Here is a 21,215-nt window from a genome sequence, read left to right as displayed (position 1 = left end):
CTAGTGCCGCCCAGCCGAGAAAACGAGCCCAGCGAATGGCGATCCGCGAACGTCCCACTTCTCCACATCTGCAGGTCTACCGCTGGCAGATCCAGATGGCGACCTCGATCCTGCATCGAGCCACCGGCGTCATCCTTTCCGGAGGCGCGCTGGTCATCGCCGTCTCGCTGCTGTTGCTGATGCTAGGTGAGGACCACTGGAATTGCCTCATCCAACATCTGGGCGCCTGGTATGGCCAGGTGTTCCTGTTCGCTTGGTCATGGGCTTTTACCTACCACCTGTCCAACGGCATCCGCCACATCGTCCAGGACTTCGGCCGCGGCTTCAGCATTCCGGCCTTTATCCGCAGCAGCTGGACATCGGTGATCGCCAGCCTGGTGCTGACCGCTGCGATCTGGGCGTATGTCCTGACTGGAGCTTCCGCATGAGCCGCTATCGCACCCCGTTGAAGAATGTGCGTGGTCTGGGCGCGGCCAAGACCGGTACCGAACATTTCGTGATGCAGCGCCTGACCGCGACTGCGCTGGTCGTGCTGGCGATCTGGTTCGTGGCGTTCGTGCTGAGCCTGCTCGGTTCCGACTACACGACTGCAGTGGCCGCGGTCTCCAAGCCATGGAACGCCGTGTTGCTGGTCGGGTTCCTGGTGGCGATGTTCTGGCATGCGCAGCTTGGCCTGCAGGTCGTGCTCGAGGACTACATCCACAACTCGTTGCTGGCGCTGGCGTTGCAGACGACGGTGAAGTTCATCGCCGTGCTTGGCGCGATCGTCAGCATTTTCGCAGTGGCGCGCATCGCGCTGGGCGGTGCCTGAGTCATCGGGCACACAGAACAGGAATCCAGATTAGATGTCCGCTTACAAGATCACTGAACACAAGTACGACATGGTCGTGGTGGGTGCCGGCGGCGCCGGCCTGCGTGCCACGTTCGGCTTGGCCCAGAAAGGCCTGCAGACGGTCTGCCTGACCAAGGTCTTCCCGACCCGGTCGCACACCGTCGCGGCGCAGGGCGGTATTTCCGCCGCGCTCGGCAACATGGGCGAAGACGATTGGCGTTATCACTTCTACGACACCATCAAGGGCTCCGATTGGCTGGGCGACCAGGACGCGATCGAGTACATGTGCCGTGAGGCGATCCCGGCCATCATCGAGCTCGAGCACTACGGCGTGCCGTTCTCGCGCACCGAAGAGGGCAAGATCTATCAGCGCCCGTTCGGTGGCATGACCACCAAGTACGGCGAAGGCCCGTCGGCGCAGCGCACCTGCGCGGCAGCCGACCGTACCGGCCACGCCATGCTGCATACGCTGTATCAGCAGTCGCTGGCGCATAACGCGCGTTTCATGATCGAGTACTTCGCGCTCGACCTGATCTTCGACGAAGAAGGTGTCTGCCGTGGCGTACTGGCGCTGGACATGGCCGATGGCACCTTGCATCTGTTCCGCGCCCACGGCGTGGTGCTGGCCACCGGCGGCTACGGCCGTGCCTACTTCAGCGCCACCTCCGCGCACACCTGTACCGGTGACGGCGGCGGCCTGGTGATGCGTGCCGGCCTGCCGGTGCAGGACATGGAGTTCGTGCAGTTCCATCCCACCGGCATCTACGGTGCGGGCTGCCTGATCACCGAAGGCGTGCGCGGCGAAGGCGGCATCCTGCGCAACAGCAACGGCGAGCGCTTCATGGAGCGCTACGCACCGCATTACAAGGATCTGGCCTCGCGCGATGTGGTGTCGCGCTCGATGACCGTGGAAATCCGCGAAGGCCGCGGCGTCGGCGAGCACAAGGATCACATCCTGCTCGACCTGACCCACCTCGGCCCGGAAGTCATCAACGAGAAGCTCCCCGGCATCGCCGAAAGCGCGCACATCTTTGCCGGTGTGGACGTGACCAAGCAGCCGATCCCGGTGCTGCCCACCGTGCACTACAACATGGGCGGCATTCCGACCAACTTCTACGGCGAAGTCGTGCGCAAGCAGGGCGACGACCCGGACGCGGTGGTGCCTGGCCTGTACGCGATCGGCGAAGCCGCCTGCGTGTCGGTGCACGGTGCCAACCGCCTGGGTTCCAACTCGCTGCTGGATCTGGTGGTGTTCGGCCGTGCGGTGGCAAACCGCTGCGCCGAGACGGTCAAGCCCAACCAGCCGCACAAGACGTTGCCGTCGGATGCCTGCGACAAGGCGCTGGGCCTGCTGGACAAGTTGCGCTACGCCAACGGCTCTACGCCGACCTCGGTGATCCGCGACAACATGCAGCGCACCATGCAGTCGGACGCAGCTGTGTTCCGTACCAGCAAGACGCTGAAGGAAGGCGTGGACAAGATGGCCGAGATCTTCGCCACCTTCGAAGACGTCAAGGTGTCCGACCGCTCGCTGGTGTGGAACTCGGATCTGATCGAGACCTACGAGTTGAACAACCTGCTGCTCAATGCAGTAGCGACGATCAACTCGGCCGAGCAGCGCAAGGAAAGCCGAGGCGCGCATTCGCACGAAGATTTCCCCGACCGCGACGACGTCAACTGGCAGAAGCACACGCTGGTCACCGTCGACGACAAGGGCAAGTGCGAGTTCGAATACCGTCCGGTGCACATGTACACGCTGAGCAAGGACGTGGACGTGGTCCCGCCGAAGCCGCGCGTTTACTAATCGATGCGCATGGATCGATCCGCTTCCGCGTTGCCGTTGCTGCCCGGCCTGTCCGGGTACAGCAATCATGCACCGTTACAGCCGGGTCGCTTCGTGACGCAGGGGCAACGCCGGCACGCCGCTGGCCGTTGCGCCACCGCTTCGGTGGTGGCATCCGTCATCTTTACCTTCATGCGCACGGTGCGGTTGTCGTTCGCACCGCGCATCGCCTGAGCCAACGAGAGCAGCTATGGCAGAGTTCACCCTCCCCAAGAATTCAAAGATCGGCAAGGGCAAGCATTACCCTGCACAGGGCGCCAAGAACACGCGCACCTTCAAGGTCTACCGCTGGGATCCGGATGGCGAGGCCAACCCGCGTACCGACAGCTATGAGATCGATCTCGACAAGTGCGGCCCGATGGTGTTGGACGCGCTGATCAAGATCAAGAACGAGATCGACCCGACGCTGGCGTTCCGTCGTTCGTGCCGCGAGGGCATCTGCGGTTCGTGCGCGATGAACATCGACGGTACCAACACGCTGGCCTGCACCAAGGCGATTGCTGCCTGCGGCAAGGCCGAGGTGCCGATCTATCCGCTGCCGCATATGGATGTGATCAAGGATCTGGTCCCCGATCTGACCCACTTCTATGCGCAGTACGCGTCGATCAAGCCGTGGATCCGCACCCAGACCCCGCCGCCGCCGGATCGCGAACGCCTGCAGTCGCCGGAAGACCGCAAGAAGCTGGACGGCCTGTACGAGTGCATCCTGTGCGCCTGCTGCTCGACCAGCTGCCCGAGCTACTGGTGGAATGGCGAGCGTTATCTGGGCCCGGCGATCCTGCTGCAGGCCTATCGCTGGATCATCGATTCGCGCGACGAGGACACCGGTGCGCGCCTGGACGACCTGGAAGATCCGTTCAAGCTGTATCGCTGCCACACGATTATGAACTGCGCGCGGACCTGCCCGAAGGGCTTGAATCCGGCGCTGGCGATTGCCGAAATCAAGAAGTTGATGATGGCGCGTCGCGCCTGATCGCAAGCAATGCGGCTCCGCCCTGGTGTGGAGATGGTTTACAGCGGCACCGGCCCTTGGTCTGGTGCCGCTGTCGTTTGTGGAGACTGAGATGGATGAAGAAACCCTGCTGAAAAAACTGCGCTGGCGTTGCCGGCGTGGCATGCGCGAGCTCGATCAGTTGTTCGGTCGCTATCTGGACCAACGCTGGGCGCAGGCTTCCCAGGCAGAGCGCGCGGTTTTCCTACAGCTGCTGGATTGCGAAGACGATAAGTTATGGCGCTGGTTCATGGGATACGAGGCTTGCCCCGATGCCGACAACGCCGCACTCATCGCCGATATTCGCGCCATGCCGGCTTGAATGGCGGCCCTCGCGCGGGCTTGTTTGCGCACTGAGCCTGCTGAGCGCGCTCGCACTGTGGGCGGTGTGGCGTAGCGGAGTACCGCTATGGCTGGAAGCGCTGTTGTCTGTTTACGCGCTGCTGGCAGGTGGTCACGCGCTGCGCCAATTGTTGCGTTCGCCAGTGCGCCAGGTGGTCGTGCCCTGGAGCCCAACGCCCGCCAGCGTTGACGGTGAGCAGGTGCAGCGGCTGCAGGTCGCATGGCGCGGGCCGATCGCGGTGGTGTCGTGGACGCGACTGGATACACGCCGGCAGCGCCTGCATTTCTGGCCGGATACCTTGCCCGCAGCGCAACGACGTGAACTGCGTCTGGCCGCTCGGGCGCACGCCATTTCGTCCCGGCCGCCGCAAGTGGCACCATAGCGTCCCTTTCCTGGTTGAACCGCATGTTCAAACCTATCCCGGTTGCCATCGGCTTGCGCTACCTGCGTGCCAAGCGGCGCAATGGCTTCATCTCGTTCATCTCGATGGCATCGATCCTGGGCATCGCCCTGGGCGTGACCGTGCTGATCACCACGCTGGCGGTGATGAGTGGTTTCCAGAAGGAGATCCGCGACCGTCTATTGCAGATGGCCGCGCATGCCACGGTGAGTGCGGAGGGTGCGCCGATGCGTGACTGGCAGCACGCGGTCGAGGTCGCCATGTCCGATCCGCGCATCGCCGGCGCCGCGCCGTACATCGAAACCGAGTCGCTGCTGCAGGGTCCGCGCAAGCAGCCGGCGATCGTGCGCGGCATCGTGCCGGCCGAAGAAAACAAGGTGTCGGTACTGGCCAAGAAGATGCAGCAGGGGTCGATCGACAGTCTGACGCCAGGCTCCTACAACATCGTCATCGGCAAGGAGCTGGCGATCTGGCTGGGCGTGGATGTTGGCGACAACATCGTGGTGTTGCTCAGCGACACCCAGGCCACACCGCTGGGCGCGATGCCGCGGCTCAAACGCTTCACCGTCAGCGGAATCTTCGAGGCGGGCTACAACGAGATCGATCGCGGTCTGGCGGTGGTCAATATGCAGGACCTGGCGCGTGTGCTGCGCATGGACGGCGTCACCGGCGTGCGGTTGCGATTGCATGACATGGACCAGGCCTGGCCGGTCGCGCGGGATCTGGCGGTGAAGTTGCACGGCCCGTACCGGGTCAGCGACTGGACTCAGGAAAACGCCAATCTCTACCACTCGTTGAAGATGGAAAAGACCGTGATGGGCATCCTGCTGTCGCTGATCGTGGCGATGGGTGCGTTCAACCTGGTGTCTTCGCAGGTGATGCTGGTGACCGACAAACAGGCCGATATCGCCATCCTGCGCACCCTCGGCCTGTCGCCTGCGGGCGTGATGCAGGTGTTCATGGTGCAGGGCTCGCTGATCGGCTTCATGGGCACGATCATGGGCGTGATCGGTGGCATCGTGCTGACGCTCAATCTGGAGCGCATCCTTGGGCTGATCGAGACGATCTTCAGCGTCAAGCTGCTGCCCGAGGACGTGTACTACATCACCGGGTTGCCGACCGATATGCAGACCCAGGACGTGGTGGTGATCACCGTTGTCGCGTTGGTGATGAGTTTCCTGGCGACCTTGTATCCGGCATGGCGCGCGTCGCGTACGCAGCCGGCGGAGGCGCTGCGTTATGAATGAGAACCGGGAATCGGCCGTGCAAACGCCAAACCAAGCAGAGGCGGTGATCCGCGCCGAGGGTCTGGCCAAGACCTATGCCGAAGGCAAGATGCGTACGCCGGTGTTCGATGGGTTGGACTTGTCGGTGGCGACCGGGGAGACGGTCGCCATCGTCGGCGCTTCCGGCGCGGGCAAGAGCACGCTGCTGCACCTGCTCGGTGGGCTGGATGTTCCGACCTCGGGCGAGGTGTATGTCGCCGGTCGGCGCATGTCGGCATTGTCCGATGCCGAGCGCGGCAAGCTGCGCAATCAGGCGCTGGGGTTCGTGTACCAGTTCCATCATCTGCTGCCGGAATTCACCGCGCTGGAAAACGTGATGATGCCGGTGCTGTTGTCCGGCAAAGACGTGGCGGTCGCCCGGGCGCAGGCGTTGCAGTTGCTGGAGTCGGTCGGGCTCGGGCATCGCATCGAGCACAAGCCCAGCGAGTTGTCCGGCGGCGAGCGTCAGCGTGCGGCCGTGGCGCGTGCGCTGGTGAACAAGCCGGGCTGCGTGCTGGGCGATGAGCCGACCGGCAACCTCGACGACAAGACCGCCGAAACCGTGTTCGAGCTGATGCTGGAACTCAATCGTGCGCAGCGCACCAGCCTGGTCCTGGTGACGCACGATCGCAGTCTGGCGCGGCGTCTGGACCGCGTGCTGGAGCTGCATCAGGGCAAGCTGCGCGAGTTGGCGCCGTCTGCGGTGTAAACCGTGTCGAGCCGTCGGAATCGCTGACGGCTCGGCAGTGTTGAACGCTGGATGTCAGATTGAAGATCCTGACGTCGGTTGCCGATGCATTCGCGTGATGGATTGGCCGGATGTAGCAACAAACATGCTCACTCAGCATGCAGTGCCTGCGAGCACCGTCATGTCGATGCCTGCGTTGACGGGAACGGTCGCCGTCACGTGTGACGACGACCTGATGCATCAGGGAATGATGCGCTGCGCACGCAGCCGCGTGAACAGTTCCAGGAACGATGCGCGGCTGTCGTAGAAGTCCACAAAGCCCAGTTCGCGGCTCTTGGTCATATCGTTGACGCACTCGATCTCTCGCCCCAGGTCGGCATCGGTGTGCCACCAGGATGCCAGCCGGCTGACGTCGGCTTCCACCAGGCCATGTTGCTTGGCGATCTCGCTCCACACCGCCGGCGCGGTCTCGCTCAGGCGCGCTTCCAGCGGCATCGGCGTCTCCGGGCAGGGCGCAGCGTCAAGCTCGAAGAACTCGGCAATCTGGCCCCACATCCAGCGCCAGCGGAACACATCGCCGTTGACGGTGTTGAAGGCCTGATTGCGCGCGGCCGGGCTCAGGCCGGCCCAGGCCAACTGCTTGCCGAGCAGGCCGGCATCGGTCAGATCGGTGAGGCTGTTCCACTGCGCCTGCGATCCGGGAAACACGAACGGCTGGCCGGTGTGCTTGCACAGCGACGCATACACCGCCAGCGTCACGCCCATGTTCATCGCGTTGCTGCCGTTGGCGATGCCGATCATGGTGTGCGAGCGATGCACGCTCCAGCCAAAGCCGTGCTGCTCGGCGTGTGCGAACAACAGGTCCTCCAGCGTGTAGTAGAAATTTTCGCCGGGCTGGCGCGGCTCGCTTTCGCGGAACGGCGTTTCGGCCTTGCCGCTGCCGTAGTTCTCGAACGCGCCCAGGTAGTGTTTGGTGCCGGTGACCAGCGCCATGTGCTGCAGCGGTGCATCGCTCAGCGCTTCGCACAGATGCCGCATCATCGCGCCGTTGGCTTCGACGTTTTCGCGCTCGGTGTCGCGCCGTGTCCAGGTGCAGAAGAACACGTGGGTGATCGGCAGGCCATGCAAGGCCTTGCTGGTGCTTTCGGCATCGAGTAGATCGGCCGCAACCGGAATCACGCCGTCCTGGGCCAGCGGACGGCGCGCCAGGCCGTAGACGGTCCAGCCATCGGCCACCAGGACGTTGGCGAGGTTGTAACCGGAAATGCCGGTCACGCCGACAATCAATGCAGTGCCTTTACGCATGGGGGGAACTCCTCAAAAACAGTGGCGAACATAGCGCGGCAGCCATGAAATGGAGGCGAATGCATGGCGCTCTGGTGCGTGCGTCGCTCGCACACACTGTGCTGTCCAGCGTGTTGCAGGCCTGCACCAGCGCCTTGGCAGCGAGGAAAGCGTGGTGAAGGCAAGCTGGCCTGTGCTGCAAGCCAACCGGGTCCAGGCGCGCGCCGAAGACCGAATACAGCACAGCAGATGCAGCCTTCTTCCTACTGGCCAATGCGCCAATCACTGCTGTGGTCGACACCGGCGCTGATCTAGCGTGAGTCGGTGGCTGGACCAGGGGCAGGAGCAATCGACAGCATGGATGCATCAACACAGGCAGAGCCCTTGCAGCAGCTTGTCTCTGCCGTGGCGGTCGCTGCGGCATTGCTGCTGGGGGTGGTGGCCTGCGCGTGGTCGCCCGCGCAGCTGTCGCGGGCGGCCTATGCCGCATGCCTGTGTCTGGGCGCGCTGAGCTTCGGTGTGAGCATGTGGCGGCGTCCGCGACGGATCATGCTGGTCCTGGCGATATCAACTGCTGTCTTCGGCTTCGGTCTGATGGGCTGGCAGGTCGTCAGCGCCTTGCAGGAACAGTTGCGCCCCGGCGACGAAGCGCGTGAACTAGCCGTGCGTGGGCAGATTGTCGGGCTTCCGGTCGTCGAGCAACGACGCACCCGCTTTCAACTCCGCATGGATGACGATCCGTCTCAGCCTGCAGCACTGCGCGGCAAGCTGTTGCAGTTGGCCTGGTACGACGACTTCGGCGCCGAGCGTATCGGCCCGCGTGCTGCGTTGCACGCGGGTGCGCGTTGGCAATTCCGACTCAAGTTGCGTGCGCCGCGCGGCTTGCGCAACCCCGGTGGCTTCGATGCCGAGCGCCAGGCGCTGGCGCAGCGCATTGCTGCCACCGGGTATGTGCGGGCGCCGGCGGCTGCCCGGCAGATCGCTCCACCGCGCGGCGTGGATGCCTGGCGCGAACGCATGTCGCAGCGGATTACCGAGTGCGTGCCCGGGCTGTCTTCGCCTTATCTGCGCGCACTTGCGCTGGGCGACACGCGCGGGCTGGACGATGCAGCCTGGGCCACGCTGCGCGCGACCGGGTTGAGCCATCTGATTGCGATCTCCGGGTTCCATGTCGGACTGGTCGCCGCATTCGTCGCTGCGCTGGTTGCGGGATGCTGGCGATTATTGCCCGGCCTTGGCACGCTGGTTCCGCGTCTCCATGCGGCCGCGATCGCGGCATTGGTGGGTGCGGCAGGCTATGCCGTGTTGGCGGGGTTGGCGCTGCCTACCGTGCGCACCGTGTTGATGATTGCCGTGGTCGCATTGGCGCGCGTGGCGCGACGACGCGCCAGCACGGCGCACATCCTCGCGCTGGCCTTGTTGGCGGTCCTGCTGTGGGACCCGCTGAGCGTTCTGGTGGCCGGCTTTTGGCTCAGCTTCGCCGGGGTGGCGTGGCTGGTGTGGTGCCTGCCATCGGATGATCGCACCGTCGTGCGGGGGTTTTTGTCCGCCCAGACCGTCGCCACCGTCGGCCTGCTGCCGTTGACCGTCAGCCTGTTCGGGCAGGCGTCGATGGTGGGGCCATTGGCCAATCTGTTCGCCATTCCCTGGTGGACCTTCGTGGTGGTGCCGCTCGCCTTGCTGGGGACTGCGCTTGAAGCGCTGTCTCCGGGCGTGGGGGTCTGGGCATGGCGATTGGCCGGCTGGTGCTTCGAGTCGACCTGGCTGGGCCTGGTCTGGCTCGGGGAGACGTCGGTGGCGTTGTGGTGGGTGCCCGAGTCCGATGCGATCGCATTGATTTGCGCCTTGCTCGGCGCGTTCTGGATGTTGCTGCCGCGCGGGACGCCCGGCAAATCCCTGGCATTGCTGCTGTGGCTGCCACTGCTCTGGCCCGACCGCGAACTGCCTGCGGCCGGCGAAGCGGATGTGCAGGTACTGGACGTGGGGCAGGGCCTGGCGGTGCTGGTGCGCACGCAACGGCATGCGTTGCTGTTCGATACCGGCCCGGCAGTGCGCGACGGGTTCGATGCCGGCGAGCGGGTAGTGCTGCCGGCATTGCGCGCGCTCGGCTTGCGCCGCCTGGATGCGATCGTGCTCAGTCACGCCGATGCCGATCATGCCGGTGGCTATGCAGCGGTGCGTGCCGGGCTGCCTGTGGCGATGACGTCCGCGCCGCCCGGTGCGCCATTGGACGTCACAACGCGCTGCGGCGCCGGTCAACACTGGGAATGGGACGGCGTGCGCTTTCGCTTCCTGCATCCAAGCGCCGGCTTTCCGTATTTGCGCAATGAATCCAGTTGCGTGCTGCGGGTCGAGACGCGGCATGGAAGCGCGCTGTTGCCGGGCGACATCGGGCAGATCGTCGAGCGACGTTTGCTGCGTGAATATGCACCGGAACTGCGCGCCGATCTGGTGGTCGTTCCGCACCATGGCAGTGCAGACGGCTCGCATGCCGGCTTCATCGCCGCCACCGGCGCGCGTCTGGCGCTGGTGTCCTCTGGGTACGGCAACCGCTTCGGCCACCCGCGCGCCGAGGTGGTGCAACGCTGGCAAGCGGGCGGGGCAGAGCTGCTCGACACCGCGCAAGCCGGGGCGATCCGGGTCTGGCTGGGCGCTGACGGGCTGCAGGTACGCGAACGCCGGCGCTGGCAGCGGCGGCTATGGGATGCTGCGGAACGGCGGCGGTCGGCTGCTATCCTATCGCCCAGCGAATAGGCGGCCGCGTTGCCGGAGGAATCGAATCGTGTTGGAGCTGGTCAGGGCAGGCGGTTGGCCGATGGTGCCGTTGCTGTTGCTGGGCGTGATCGCGTTGGCGATCGTGCTGGAGCGTCTGTGGAGCCTGCGCCGCAACGAGGTGACTCCGCCAGGTCTAGGCGAAGAGGTCCGCAACTGGGCCGCGCGTGGCAAGCTGGATCCCGGCCATATCGAGTCGCTGCGTCGCAATTCGCCGCTGGGCGCCTTGCTCGCCGCCGCGCTGGACGTGCGTGGCCGCCCGCGTGAATTGATCCGTGAACGCATCGAAGATACCGGTCGCCATGTGGTCCACCGCATGGAGCACTACCTGAACGCGTTAGGTACGATCGCTTCCGCCGGCCCGTTGCTGGGCCTGCTGGGGACCGTGGTCGGCATGATCCAGATGTTCATGGGCATCCTCGATCACGGTGTGGGCGATGTGAACCAGCTGGCTGGCGGCATCGGCAAGGCGCTGGTATGCACGGCCACCGGTATGATCATCGCGGTGCCTGCGCTGATGGCGCATCGCTTCTTCAAGGGACGCATTGCCGGCTACATCATCGAGATGGAGCAGGAAGCCACGCTGTTGCTGGATACGATGGATGGACGCGCGGTGCCGGCCACTGCAGCACCGATTGCGGCAGGTGCCAAGCCTGTCATGGCCAAGGGCTGACGGATGCGTATCGGCAGCGACCGACGCCAGGACGAGCCGCATATCGATCTGGTGCCATTGATTGACGTGATCCTTGTCCTCATCATCTTTTTCGTGGTGACCACGACCTTCGACGCACGTTCCACACTGCAACTGCAGTTGCCGACCGCAAGCGACCAACCCAGCAGCGCGCCGCCGCGTTCGCTGAGCGTGCTGGTCAATGCCGATGGGCGTTATTTCATCAACGACCAGGAGGTGTTGCGTGCGGATGTGGATTCGCTCAAGCAGACCATCGCCCAGCTCGCCGGCGACGACCGCGAGCAGACCGTGCTGATGCGCGCCGATGCACGCACGCCGTATCAGGCCGTGGTGACCGCGCAAGACGCCCTGGGGCAACTCGGCTTCCGGCGTATCGCGATCGCCACTGCGCCGCAAGCCGGTAGCACCGGCGCTGCCGGCAAGACACGCAATAACGGAACCCAACAGTGACAATCTCCAACGACCGCCCGGCGCCAGTGTCGTCCTGGCGCACGTACCGTCGCCTGCTGGCCTTCGCCAAGCCGTACCGGCTGCTGCTGATCGCCGCGCTGATTGCCGCGCTGGTCGAAGCGGCGGGTACCACCGGCTTCCTGGCGTTGATGAAGCCGATCACCGACGAGACCTTCATCTACAAGAACGCTGAGGTCAGTCGCTGGCTGCCGGTGCAGATCATCCTGTTGTTCGTGGTGCGCGGGATTGCCGGTTACATCACCGATATGGCGATGGGCAAATCCGCGCGCAGCATCGCGCGCGATCTGCGCGTCAAAGTGATGTCCAAGTATCTGCGCCTGCCGGGGTCGCGCTTCGATTCCGAGCCGGTGCCGTCGATGCTGATTCGCCTGGGCTCGGACTCCGATCAAGTCGCACAGGCGGCGGTGGATGCGGTCAAGGTGATGATCCAGCAGTCGCTGCAGGTGATCGGCGCACTGGCGTTGATGCTGTGGCATAGCTGGCAGGTCACGCTGACCATTCTGGTGCTCGCGCCGGTGCTGGCATGGGTGATGGACAAGGTGGCGCGGCGCTATCGCCGCATCAGCCACAGCATCCAGGAGAGCGGCGCGCATCTGTTGCAGGCGGCCGACCAGACCTTGTCCAGTCATCAAGAGGTCAAGATCTACGGCGCCCAACAGACCGAGATGGAGCGCTATGGCGCATTGGCCGACCGCAATCTTCGTCTGGCGATGAAGGTCGAATCCACGCGTGGCATTTCCACTGCCACGGTACAGATGATCGGTGCGATCGGGTTGTCCGCGCTGCTGTTCGTGGCCGGCGCGCAGGCATTGGCCGGGCGGCTGACCGCAGGCGACTTCGTGGTGCTGATGACCTCGATGCTGACCATCATTCCCGGCCTCAAGCAGCTCACCAATGTGCAGAACATGGTGCAGCGCGGCCTGGCGTCGGCCGAGCGCCTGTTCTCGGTGCTCGACAGCCCCGACGAGCCGGATCAAGGGGCCGTGCCGCTGACGCGTGCCAAGGGCTTGATCGAATTCCGCGAGGTCACCGCGCGTTATCCGGGACAGGTGAATCCGGCGCTGGCCGATGTCAGCTTCGTCGCACAGCCGGGGACGGTCACTGCGATTGTCGGGCGTTCCGGTAGCGGCAAGTCCAGCCTGATCAAACTGATTCCGCGTTTTTACGAAGCCGAGGCCGGGCAGATCCTGCTCGACGGGCATCCGGTACAGGCATACGCGCTGGCCGATCTGCGTCGGCAGATCGCGCTGGTTGGCCAGCAGGTGATGCTGTTCGACGGCAGCATTGCCGACAACGTGGCCTATGGCGAGATGCGTAGCGCCGACGCCGGCCAGCTGGAGCGCGCGATCCAGGGCGCCAATGCGATGGAATTCGTCGCTCAGTTGCCCGAAGGCTTGCAGTCGCACGTGGGCACCAAGGGCGGGCGACTGTCAGGCGGGCAGCGTCAGCGTCTGGCGATCGCGCGTGCGATGCTCAAGGACGCGCCGATCCTGATCCTGGACGAAGCCACCGCAGCGTTGGACAACGAATCCGAGCGCCTGGTGCAGGACGCGCTGCACAAGCTGATGCCGGACCGCACCACGCTGGTGATCGCGCACCGCCTGTCCACCATCGAACATGCCGACCAGGTACTGGTGATGGATCAGGGCCGCATCGTCGAGCGTGGTACGCACAGTGAATTGCTGGCGCAGGGCGGGCTGTATTCGCACCTGCACGGCATGCAGTTCCGCGAACGGCAGGCATGAGCAAGCGCGGCGCCCGCACGCCGGGCTATTGGTACGACAATGCGCCGATTCCGCTATCGGCGCGCATGCTTGCGCCGGTCTATGGGGCTGCCATCGCGCTGCGACGCGCTCTGTATCGCCGCGGCTGGCGCAAGCGCCACGGCGTGCCGGTGCCGGTGCTCGTGGTCGGCAACGTCACCGCTGGCGGCACCGGCAAGACGCCGCTGACGATTGCCTTGGTCGCCAAGTTGCAAGCCGCGGGCTGGACGCCCGGCGTCGCCAGCCGTGGCTATGGACGCGACGACGCCGGCACCGCGCGGTGGGTCGACGCAGACACGCCGGTGGCGCTCGGCGGCGACGAACCGGTACTGATCGCCTGGAAGACCGGCGCACGCGTGCGCGTGGATGGCGATCGTGTGGCTGCAGCGCGGGCCCTGGTCGAGGCGGGCTGCGACATCGTCGTCTGCGATGACGGCCTGCAGCACTATCGGCTTGCCCGCGATGTGGAGATCGAAGTGGTCGACGGCCAGCGCCGCTACGGCAATGGACGCCTGTTGCCTGCCGGGCCGCTGCGCGAACCGGCCGCACGTGCAAGCGATTGCGATTTCCGCGTGGTCAATCTCGGGCAGGCCAGTGCAACGGCGGCGACACCCGCGCCCGACGACGCCGGATTCGGTGAATGGCAGATGCGTCTGAGCATCGACAGCGTGCAGCCGATGGATGGCAAGCGCGCCCAGCCGCTGAGCATGCTTGCCGGGCAGCGCGTGCATGCGGTGGCTGGCATCGCGCACCCGGAACGCTTCTTCGCCATGCTGCGTGCGCGCGGCATCGGCGTGGTGCCGCATGCCTTTCCCGATCACCACGTCTATCGCGCCGCCGATTTCAGTTTCGGTAGTCGCCTTCCGGTGTTGATGACCGAAAAAGACGCAGTGAAATGCCGGCCCTTTGCCGACGAGTGGTTGTACAGCGTGCCGCTCAAGGCGGAGTTGCCGGCGGCGTTCTGGGTGAGTCTGCTGGATCGCCTGGACAAGTTGGCGAGTCGGCAGGGTGTGTGAGTGCGGTTTTTCTGGCAATGGCGATCTGCTGCTTGGCTGCAGGGTCCTTGCCCGCCCACCGTCGTGGGATACGCCGCAAGTACGTCCCTGTACGCTCTTACGCGGCATCCATGCCGCGTAAGGTCCCGCGACGGTGGGCGGGCAAGGACCCGTCGAGATGGCCGGTATGCATGGTTGCAGCAGTGCGTACAGCGGCCTCCGAGTGCTGATGTAGCGCATCGCTGCTCCAACTGAATGCCGCTACTTCGCTCAATCACATAGATACATCATGCGATTCGGTTATCTCGTTTCTCCAATTTTCCTGCATCCCTGAGCGTGCACGCATGACCACCACACCTCCTGCCGATTTCGTCGTCGCCATTCCCGCGCGCTACGCCTCCACGCGTCTGCCGGGCAAGCCGTTGCAACTGATCGGCGAGCGCCCGATGATCCAGCATGTGGCCGAGCGGGCGTTGCTGGCCGGTGCGCGCGAGGTGTGGGTTGCCACTGACGACGCACGCATTGCCGAGGTGATCGACGGCCTGTCCGGCGTGCATGTGGCGATGACCGGCGCAACGCATGAATCCGGCACCGATCGCCTTGCCGAATGCGCACGGATCGCCGGCTGGGAGGCTGACACCTGCGTGGTGAATCTGCAGGGCGATGAGCCATTCGCGCCTGCAGCCGGCATTCGCGCCGTCGCGGATCTGCTGTTGCAGTCCGGCGCCGAGATGGCCACGCTTGCCGCGCAGGTGGACAGCGCGCACGAGCTGTTCGATCCCAACGTGGTCAAGCTGGTGCGCACCACCGACGGCGATGCGTTGTATTTCAGTCGTGCGCCGATTCCCTGGCACCGCGACCGCTTCGCCAGCCAGCGCGACAGCTTGCCCGAGGATGGTCAATGGTTGCGCCACATCGGCATCTACGCCTATCGCGCAGGGTTTCTGCAGCGCTTTGCCGCGATGCCGCCCGGCATGCTGGAGCGCATCGAATCGCTGGAACAATTGCGCGTGATGGAAGCTGGCTATCGCATCGCGGTGGCGTTGACCCCGGAGCAGTTTCCGCCGGGAATCGATACGCCCGACGACCTGGCGCGCGCGCAAACCCGCGTGGCCGCTGCATGAAGGTCTTGATCGTGTGTCTGGGCAATATCTGCCGTTCGCCGATGGGCGAGGGTGCGTTGCGCGCCCGGCTCGAACAAGCGCGGCTGTCGCGGCGGATCGAGGTCGACTCGGCCGGCACCGGCGACTGGCATGCCGGCGAGCCCCCGGATCCGCGCGCAGTGCGTTGCGCACGTGGGCATGGCGTGGACATCTCCGGCTTGCGCGCGCGTCAGCTGCGCGCGGAAGATTTCGAGCATTTCGATTGGCTGCTATGCGCCGACGCCAGCAATCTGCGCGACCTGCAGCGGCTTGCCCCGGAGGCGTCACGCGACAAGGTCGCGTTGTGGCTGCCCTGGGCAGGCGTGGACGAACGCGACGAGATCCCCGACCCGTACACCGGCGGCGCCGATGACTTCGAGCATGCCTGGCAGCTGGTCGATACGGCTGCGCGTCAGACCGTTACCAGACTCACCTACGGCTGATCGGGCTTGGGCATAATGACCGTATGACTGCCCAGCTCACCCAGGAACTGCCGGAATTTCCCACCTGGCTCAACGCCAGGCCATCCACCCTGCAGGAGCATCGTGGGCGTGCGCTGGTGCTGGCCTTCGTCAATGCCAGTTCGGTGTGGTGCGCCGAGCGCCTGGCCGAGCTGGCGCAGTGGCAGGCGCGCAGCCCCGGGCGGCTGCAGGTGATCGTGGTGCAGGTGCCGCGTTTCGACAGCGAACGCCTGCCGCAACGCTCGCTCAAGCAATTGCGCGGACACGGGGTGAGTGCGCCGATCCTGCTCGACAACGACTGGGAAACCTGGCGGCGCTTCGGCATCGAATCCTGGCCCACGCTGGTGCTCATCGACGCCTACGGCCGCGAGCGCCAGCGCCTGGTGGGCGTCACCAGTGATCTGGACCGAGCGCTGGTCGCCTTGTGCGAAGGCCAGCAGCCACCGTCCGATGCGGATCTGCAGGGCGTGCCCGAGCGTGAACCCGAGCCGCGCCTGGCGTTGCGGTTCCCGACCGGGCTGGCTGCCACCGAAGATCGCCTTTACGTCGCAGATACCGGCCATCACCGCGTGCTCGAGTGCACGCATGGCGGCCGGGTGCTGCGCCAGTTCGGTCACGGTACCGCCGATCTCATCGATGGCGGAATCGGCGAAGCGGCATTTCGACGCCCGCAGGGCCTGGCGATCGAACGTAACCAGCTTTACGTCGCCGACACCGGCAATCACGCCTTGCGGCGCATCAATCTGGGCAGTGGGCAGGTGGATACGCTCTGCGGCACCGGTCGCTCAGGCGAGCCGATCGAGGGGCCACTGGCGTTTGCCGGCGCCTCAGCGCTGAACTGTCCGCACGGCCTGGCAGTTGCCGACAACCAGGTGCTGATCGCCATGGCCGGCGATAACCGCATCTGGAGTTACCACCTGGGCAGCGCTGCGTTGACCGCGCGCGCCGGGACTGGCGCGCTTGAAATCCGCGACGGGAGCGGCCATCTCGCCGCATTCGCGCAACCGGCCGGTCTGGCGGCGGTGCAGCAGGTGGCCTATGTCTGCGACGGGCTGAGTTCCTCGATCCGCACCATGCAATTGCGCGGCGACCTGGTGCAGACCCTGGTGGGCGGGCAGGGCATGTGGCAGTTCGGCGACCAGGACGGTCCACGCGGTACCGCGCGTCTGCAGTTTCCGCAAGCCATCGCATTGGCGGCCGATTCGCCGCTGCTGTGGATCGCCGACACCGGCAACGGCCGCTTGCGTTGCCTGCGGCTGGGCGGCGGCGAACTGACCACGCTGGAGCTGCCGCGTCGCCTGCATGGCCCGGCCGGGCTGGCGGTCGCCGCCGGCGCAGTCTGGATCGCCGAAACCGACGCCCATGCCGTGTTGCGGTACGACCTCGCAAGCGGCGTGCTCAGTGATGTTGCGATAGACGAATGAACGCAAGGCCCCAAGCCGACTTCGATGGCAAGGCGTTTGCGGCGCACCTGAGCACCGCACCCGGCGTCTACCGCATGTATGCGGGCGACGACACGTTGCTGTACGTCGGCAAGGCCGGTGCGTTGCGCAAGCGCGTGGGCAGCTATTTCAACGGCACGCCGAAGAACGCACGATTGACCTCGATGCTGTCGCAAGTCGCGCGCATGGACGTCACCGTGACCCGCAGCGAGGCCGAGGCGCTGCTGCTGGAAAACCAGCTGATCAAGTCGCTGTCGCCGCGCTACAACGTCTCGCTGCGCGACGACAAGAGTTACCCTTATGTGTTAATGACGCGCGAAGACTGGCCGCGCATCGCGCTGCACCGTGGCCCGCGCGCGGTGCAGGGGCGCTATTTCGGCCCGTACACCGGCGTGACCGGCGTGCGCGAAACCTTGAGCCTGATGCACAAGCTGTTCAAGCTGCGCAGCTGCGAAGACAGCGTGTTCCGCAATCGCTCGCGGCCGTGTCTGCAATACCAGATCGGCCGCTGCAGCGCGCCGTGCGTGAACTTGGTCGCAGCGCCCGACTACGCAGAATCGGTACGCCGCGCCACGATGTTTCTCGAAGGCAAGAGCGACCAGCTTGGCGAAGAGATCATGCAGTCGATGCAGCAGGCCAGCGAAGCGCTGGAGTTCGAGCGCGCCGCACGTCTGCGCGATCTGCTGTCCTCGCTGCGCAGCATGCAGAACCGCCAATATGTGGATGGTCGTGCGGCCGATCTGGATGTGCTCGCATGCGCCACGCAATCCAGCCATGCCTGCGTCTTGCTGCTGAGTTTTCGCGACGGCCGCAATCTGGGCACGCGCTCGTTTTTTCCAAAGACCAATGGCGAAGACAGTGCCGACGAAATCCTGGCGGCGTTCGTCTCGCAGTACTACGCCGAACATTCGCCGCCGCGCGAGATCCTGCTCGATCGCGAAATTCCCGATTCCGAATTGATCGAAGCCGCACTCAGCAGCGCCGCCGAGCACAAGGTAGCGTTGAAGTGGAATGTGCGCGGCGAGCGTGCCGGCTATCTGCTGCTGGCCACGCGCAACGCACAGCTGACCCTGGTCACCGAACTCACCAGCCAGAGCGCGCAACACGCACGCAGTGAAGCGCTGCGCGAGATGCTGGGGCTGGCCGAGCAGGTCAAGCGGGTGGAGTGTTTCGATATCAGTCACACCATGGGCGAGGCGACGGTGGCCTCGTGCGTGGTGTTCGATGCCAGCGGGCCGGTGCGCGGTCAGTATCGGCGCTTCAATATTTCCGGGATCACGCCGGGTGACGACTACGCCGCAATGCGCCAGGCCATCGAACGGCGCTTTCGGCGTGCGGTGGAAGAGAACGGTGTGCTGCCGGATGTGTTGCTGATCGACGGCGGCGCCGGCCAGCTGGCGCAGGCAAAGGGCGCGCTGGCCGATCTGGGCATCGAGAACGTGCTGCTGGTCGGCGTGGCCAAGGGCGAGGAGCGCAGGGCGGGGCACGAGGCGCTGATCCTGGCCGACGGCCGCGAACTGCGCCCGGGCGCGGCATCGCCGGCGCTGCAGTTCATTCAGCAGGTACGCGACGAAGCCCACCGCTTCGCCATTACCGGCCACCGTGGTCGCCGCCAGAAGGCGCGCATGACCAGCAAGCTGGAGGATATCCCCGGCATCGGCCCGCGCCGTCGCGCAAGCCTGCTCAAGCATTTCGGCGGGCTGGTCGGTCTCAAGGCCGCCGGCGAAGCCGAGATCGCGCGGGTGGAGGGGGTCAATGCCGCACTTGCCGCGCGAATCTACGCTAACCTGCACGGGCTGGCGCTTCCCGATGCGGCAGGCGAGTCGAGTCCGTAATGAAGTTGACCATCCCCACGTGGCTGACACTGCTGAGGATCTTGATGATCCCGGTGTTGGTCGTGGTGTTCTACCTGCCGTACACGTGGACCAATTTCGCGTCTGCCGGCGTGTTCGGGCTGGCTGCCATCACCGACTGGCTGGATGGCTGGGTCGCACGGCGGTATCACCAGTATTCCGCCTTCGGCGCGTTTCTGGACCCGGTGGCCGACAAGCTGATGGTCGCCGTGGCGTTGTTCCTGATCGTGCAGGGCCACCCGACACCGTGGATGGCATTCTGGGCGGCGGTGATCGTGGGCCGCGAAATCGCCGTCTCTGCGCTGCGCGAGTGGATGGCCGAGATCGGCCAGCGTGCCAAGGTGCGCGTGGCGGCGATCGGCAAGATCAAGACCACCGCGCAGATGGTCGCGCTGTTGTGCCTGCTGTATTCGGTCACGCCGGGGCAGATGCCCACGCACGAAATCTGGTTCGGCAATCTGATTTTTCGCGCCGGTTACTGGACGCTGGCGATCGCCGCGCTGCTGACATTGTGGTCTGGTTTTCAGTACCTGCAGGCCGCATGGCCGAGCCTGCGCGCCGATGAAAAAGCAGCAATCAGCAATAAGCCGAAAAAAATCGAAAGCAACAGTTGACAGCTATCCTGTTCGCTGTAGAATTTCGCCTCCCAAGCGGGAATAGCTCAGTTGGTAGAGCGCAACCTTGCCAAGGTTGAGGTCGCGAGTTCGAGTCTCGTTTCCCGCTCCAGATAGAGACAAGACCCCACCTCCGGGGTCTCGTTGTTTTCAAGGCAGGACGCCTTGGGGTTGACGTTTCGGCCTGGTGGTAGAGTGGTTATGCAGCGGACTGCAAATCCGCGTACGCCGGTTCAATTCCGGCCCAGGCCTCCATACCACATGCGCGGTTTCCTGCATCCAGCGAGATGAATGGGGCTAGCGCATTGAATTGACACGCTGTAGAATATTGCTCCACGCGGGAATAGCTCAGTTGGTAGAGCGCAACCTTGCCAAGGTTGAGGTCGCGAGTTCGAGTCTCGTTTCCCGCTCCAAATCAGAATGACTGAATCTCAGGGTTCAGTGGATCACTTAAAAGGGCCTTTCGGCCCTTTTTTGTTATGCCATGTTTGTGCATGCACTTTATTTTCCGCGGCCGTGCCTCGACGTTATGCGGCCGGATTCACCAGATTCGATAGGTGATCACTGTCTGCGGATCTACAAAACCGAAACCGGTATCGCACAGATGACCGCTTGGTAGATCCTGGCATAGCTGCTCGCTGAGCTGAAAACGGACCCGCCCCGCAACGCGATCCAGTGCCACCAAGTGGGCACAGGAAAAATCGAAGTAGCGGCCTACTGCAGAAAAACTCGCCTTGAACAGACTCTCCTTGGCAGAGAAGACGATGGTCAGCAACACTTCCAGCGGCACGTTGGTGGACGCGCAGATCGACTGCAGCAACGCCAGCTCCGAGCTGTCTACGACAGTGCTCAACAACGCCTCGCGTGCGTCAGCACCGACCACGTGCTCCAGATCGATGCCGATACCGCGCCATCTGCCAAGTGGTGCAACCGCCGCCGCAGCCAGGCGATTGGTGTGCGAGATGCTGCCGATCACCTGCGCCGGCCATAGCGGTTCACGCGAGCTGCCGGTGGCGATGTCGGGACACGTGCCGGCGGCGATCAATCCCTGATGCTGCAAGGCCTGTCGCGCAGCCAGCCGGCCGAAGAAATACTCGGCCTGGCGTTTGCGAACGCTACGCGCAATCGTGTCAGGGCATGCGATGTTGCAGATACCAAATGCTTCGAGCGAAAACTGCTCGAGTTCGAATGCCAGCATCTGCACGATCAATCTGCCGCCGTCCAGGCAGGGCAGGGCATATTGCCAACGCGCGCGTAATGCCTCGATCGAAGCGATGCCTTGATCGCCGGCCGGAGGCAGGCCCCTGGTCAACATGGCGAACTGCAGGCTGTCATCGGGCTGGTCGCCTCGCGTGGACATCCTCG

At 64.7% G+C, this 21,215-nt stretch carries 20 protein-coding genes, 3 tRNA genes and 1 pseudogene; 22 read left to right on the top strand and 2 right to left on the bottom strand.

Features of this window, described 5'->3' with window-relative positions; all coding sequences use genetic code 11:
• Nucleotides 1–35: 35 nt before the first annotated feature.
• The 9 genes from sdhC (at nucleotide 36) to lolD (ending at nucleotide 6,383) form a co-directional block, all read left to right on the top strand.
• Nucleotides 36–428 (top strand): succinate dehydrogenase, cytochrome b556 subunit, encoded by a 393-nt coding sequence (sdhC, locus tag GGR61_RS04430; RefSeq protein ID WP_184620590.1) that lies wholly within the window; start codon nucleotides 36–38, stop codon nucleotides 426–428.
• Nucleotides 425–811, top strand: coding sequence for a succinate dehydrogenase, hydrophobic membrane anchor protein (sdhD, locus tag GGR61_RS04425; RefSeq protein WP_115513083.1), 387 nt, complete (start codon nucleotides 425–427; stop codon nucleotides 809–811). Before sdhC ends, sdhD begins: the two co-directional genes overlap by 4 nt.
• A gap of 34 nt (nucleotides 812–845) precedes the next feature.
• The gene (sdhA, locus tag GGR61_RS04420; RefSeq protein WP_064630110.1) at nucleotides 846–2,636 is read left to right on the top strand and encodes a succinate dehydrogenase flavoprotein subunit; all 1,791 of its coding nucleotides are present in this window, start codon (nucleotides 846–848) and stop codon (nucleotides 2,634–2,636) included.
• A 3-nt stretch (nucleotides 2,637–2,639) separates the two neighbouring features.
• Nucleotides 2,640–2,849, top strand: a complete 210-nt coding sequence (locus GGR61_RS04415) for a hypothetical protein (protein WP_184620589.1) — start codon at nucleotides 2,640–2,642, stop codon at nucleotides 2,847–2,849.
• 16 nt (nucleotides 2,850–2,865) lie between these two features.
• Nucleotides 2,866–3,648, top strand: coding sequence for a succinate dehydrogenase iron-sulfur subunit (locus GGR61_RS04410; protein ID WP_184408182.1), 783 nt, complete (start codon nucleotides 2,866–2,868; stop codon nucleotides 3,646–3,648).
• A gap of 91 nt (nucleotides 3,649–3,739) precedes the next feature.
• Complete coding sequence (locus tag GGR61_RS04405; RefSeq protein ID WP_184408183.1) at nucleotides 3,740–3,988, top strand: succinate dehydrogenase assembly factor 2; 249 nt, start codon at nucleotides 3,740–3,742, stop codon at nucleotides 3,986–3,988.
• Nucleotides 3,939–4,391 (top strand): hypothetical protein, encoded by a 453-nt coding sequence (locus GGR61_RS04400; RefSeq protein ID WP_184620588.1) that lies wholly within the window; start codon nucleotides 3,939–3,941, stop codon nucleotides 4,389–4,391. Before GGR61_RS04405 ends, GGR61_RS04400 begins: the two co-directional genes overlap by 50 nt.
• 23 nt (nucleotides 4,392–4,414) lie before the next feature.
• Nucleotides 4,415–5,656 (top strand): lipoprotein-releasing ABC transporter permease subunit, encoded by a 1,242-nt coding sequence (locus GGR61_RS04395; protein ID WP_184408185.1) that lies wholly within the window; start codon nucleotides 4,415–4,417, stop codon nucleotides 5,654–5,656.
• Nucleotides 5,649–6,383, top strand: coding sequence for a lipoprotein-releasing ABC transporter ATP-binding protein LolD (gene lolD, locus GGR61_RS04390; protein WP_184620587.1), 735 nt, complete (start codon nucleotides 5,649–5,651; stop codon nucleotides 6,381–6,383). The genes GGR61_RS04395 and lolD overlap by 8 nt, the downstream gene beginning before the upstream one ends.
• Before the next feature lie 219 nt (nucleotides 6,384–6,602).
• On the opposite strand, the gene GGR61_RS04385 is transcribed toward lolD, so the two are convergent.
• Complete coding sequence (locus tag GGR61_RS04385) at nucleotides 6,603–7,667, bottom strand: SDR family oxidoreductase (RefSeq protein WP_184620586.1); 1,065 nt, start codon at nucleotides 7,665–7,667, stop codon at nucleotides 6,603–6,605.
• Nucleotides 7,668–8,003: 336 nt separating this feature from the next.
• Between GGR61_RS04385 and GGR61_RS04380 the strand changes: the two are divergent.
• The 13 genes and pseudogenes from GGR61_RS04380 to GGR61_RS04320 all read left to right on the top strand — a co-directional run.
• Nucleotides 8,004–10,535 (top strand): annotated as a pseudogene (locus GGR61_RS04380) (DNA internalization-related competence protein ComEC/Rec2); the annotation flags it as partial.
• Nucleotides 10,429–11,091, top strand: a complete 663-nt coding sequence (locus tag GGR61_RS04375; protein ID WP_184620584.1) for a MotA/TolQ/ExbB proton channel family protein — start codon at nucleotides 10,429–10,431, stop codon at nucleotides 11,089–11,091. The pseudogene GGR61_RS04380 and the gene GGR61_RS04375, both read left to right, overlap by 107 nt.
• A gap of 3 nt (nucleotides 11,092–11,094) precedes the next feature.
• On the top strand, nucleotides 11,095–11,559 hold the full coding sequence (locus GGR61_RS04370) for a biopolymer transporter ExbD (protein WP_184408190.1): 465 nt from the start codon (nucleotides 11,095–11,097) through the stop codon (nucleotides 11,557–11,559).
• Nucleotides 11,556–13,325: a lipid A export permease/ATP-binding protein MsbA gene (gene msbA / locus GGR61_RS04365; RefSeq protein ID WP_184620583.1), complete on the top strand. Its 1,770-nt coding sequence runs from the start codon at nucleotides 11,556–11,558 to the stop codon at nucleotides 13,323–13,325. Before GGR61_RS04370 ends, msbA begins: the two co-directional genes overlap by 4 nt.
• Nucleotides 13,322–14,359 (top strand): tetraacyldisaccharide 4'-kinase, encoded by a 1,038-nt coding sequence (lpxK, locus tag GGR61_RS04360; RefSeq protein WP_184620582.1) that lies wholly within the window; start codon nucleotides 13,322–13,324, stop codon nucleotides 14,357–14,359. The genes msbA and lpxK overlap by 4 nt, the downstream gene beginning before the upstream one ends.
• Nucleotides 14,360–14,682: 323 nt before the next feature.
• A complete protein-coding gene (gene kdsB / locus GGR61_RS04355; RefSeq protein WP_184408193.1) occupies nucleotides 14,683–15,462 on the top strand; it encodes a 3-deoxy-manno-octulosonate cytidylyltransferase in 780 nt (259 codons plus the stop codon).
• A complete protein-coding gene (locus tag GGR61_RS04350) occupies nucleotides 15,459–15,923 on the top strand; it encodes a low molecular weight protein-tyrosine-phosphatase (protein WP_184620581.1) in 465 nt (154 codons plus the stop codon). Before kdsB ends, GGR61_RS04350 begins: the two co-directional genes overlap by 4 nt.
• A gap of 23 nt (nucleotides 15,924–15,946) precedes the next feature.
• Complete coding sequence (locus GGR61_RS04345) at nucleotides 15,947–17,365, top strand: hypothetical protein (RefSeq protein ID WP_184620580.1); 1,419 nt, start codon at nucleotides 15,947–15,949, stop codon at nucleotides 17,363–17,365.
• Nucleotides 17,362–19,218: an excinuclease ABC subunit UvrC gene (gene uvrC / locus GGR61_RS04340; RefSeq protein WP_184620579.1), complete on the top strand. Its 1,857-nt coding sequence runs from the start codon at nucleotides 17,362–17,364 to the stop codon at nucleotides 19,216–19,218. Before GGR61_RS04345 ends, uvrC begins: the two co-directional genes overlap by 4 nt.
• On the top strand, nucleotides 19,218–19,850 hold the full coding sequence (pgsA, locus tag GGR61_RS04335) for a CDP-diacylglycerol--glycerol-3-phosphate 3-phosphatidyltransferase (protein ID WP_184620578.1): 633 nt from the start codon (nucleotides 19,218–19,220) through the stop codon (nucleotides 19,848–19,850). Before uvrC ends, pgsA begins: the two co-directional genes overlap by 1 nt.
• A gap of 36 nt (nucleotides 19,851–19,886) precedes the next feature.
• Nucleotides 19,887–19,962: transfer RNA gene (locus GGR61_RS04330), tRNA-Gly, on the top strand.
• A gap of 69 nt (nucleotides 19,963–20,031) precedes the next feature.
• Nucleotides 20,032–20,105, top strand: a tRNA-Cys gene (locus GGR61_RS04325).
• 82 nt (nucleotides 20,106–20,187) lie between these two features.
• Nucleotides 20,188–20,263, top strand: a tRNA-Gly gene (locus tag GGR61_RS04320).
• A gap of 128 nt (nucleotides 20,264–20,391) precedes the next feature.
• On the opposite strand, the gene GGR61_RS04315 is transcribed toward GGR61_RS04320, so the two are convergent.
• Nucleotides 20,392–21,210: a 4'-phosphopantetheinyl transferase superfamily protein gene (locus GGR61_RS04315; protein WP_260286881.1), complete on the bottom strand. Its 819-nt coding sequence runs from the start codon at nucleotides 21,208–21,210 to the stop codon at nucleotides 20,392–20,394.
• Nucleotides 21,211–21,215: the final 5 nt, after the last annotated feature.

It is taken from the genome of Xanthomonas sp. 3058 (assembly GCF_014199765.1).
Classification (GTDB): domain Bacteria; phylum Pseudomonadota; class Gammaproteobacteria; order Xanthomonadales; family Xanthomonadaceae; genus Xanthomonas; species Xanthomonas campestris_B.
The sequence above is the reverse complement of the archived record's forward strand: the minus strand, read 5'-3'. Positions and strand labels throughout refer to the sequence as shown.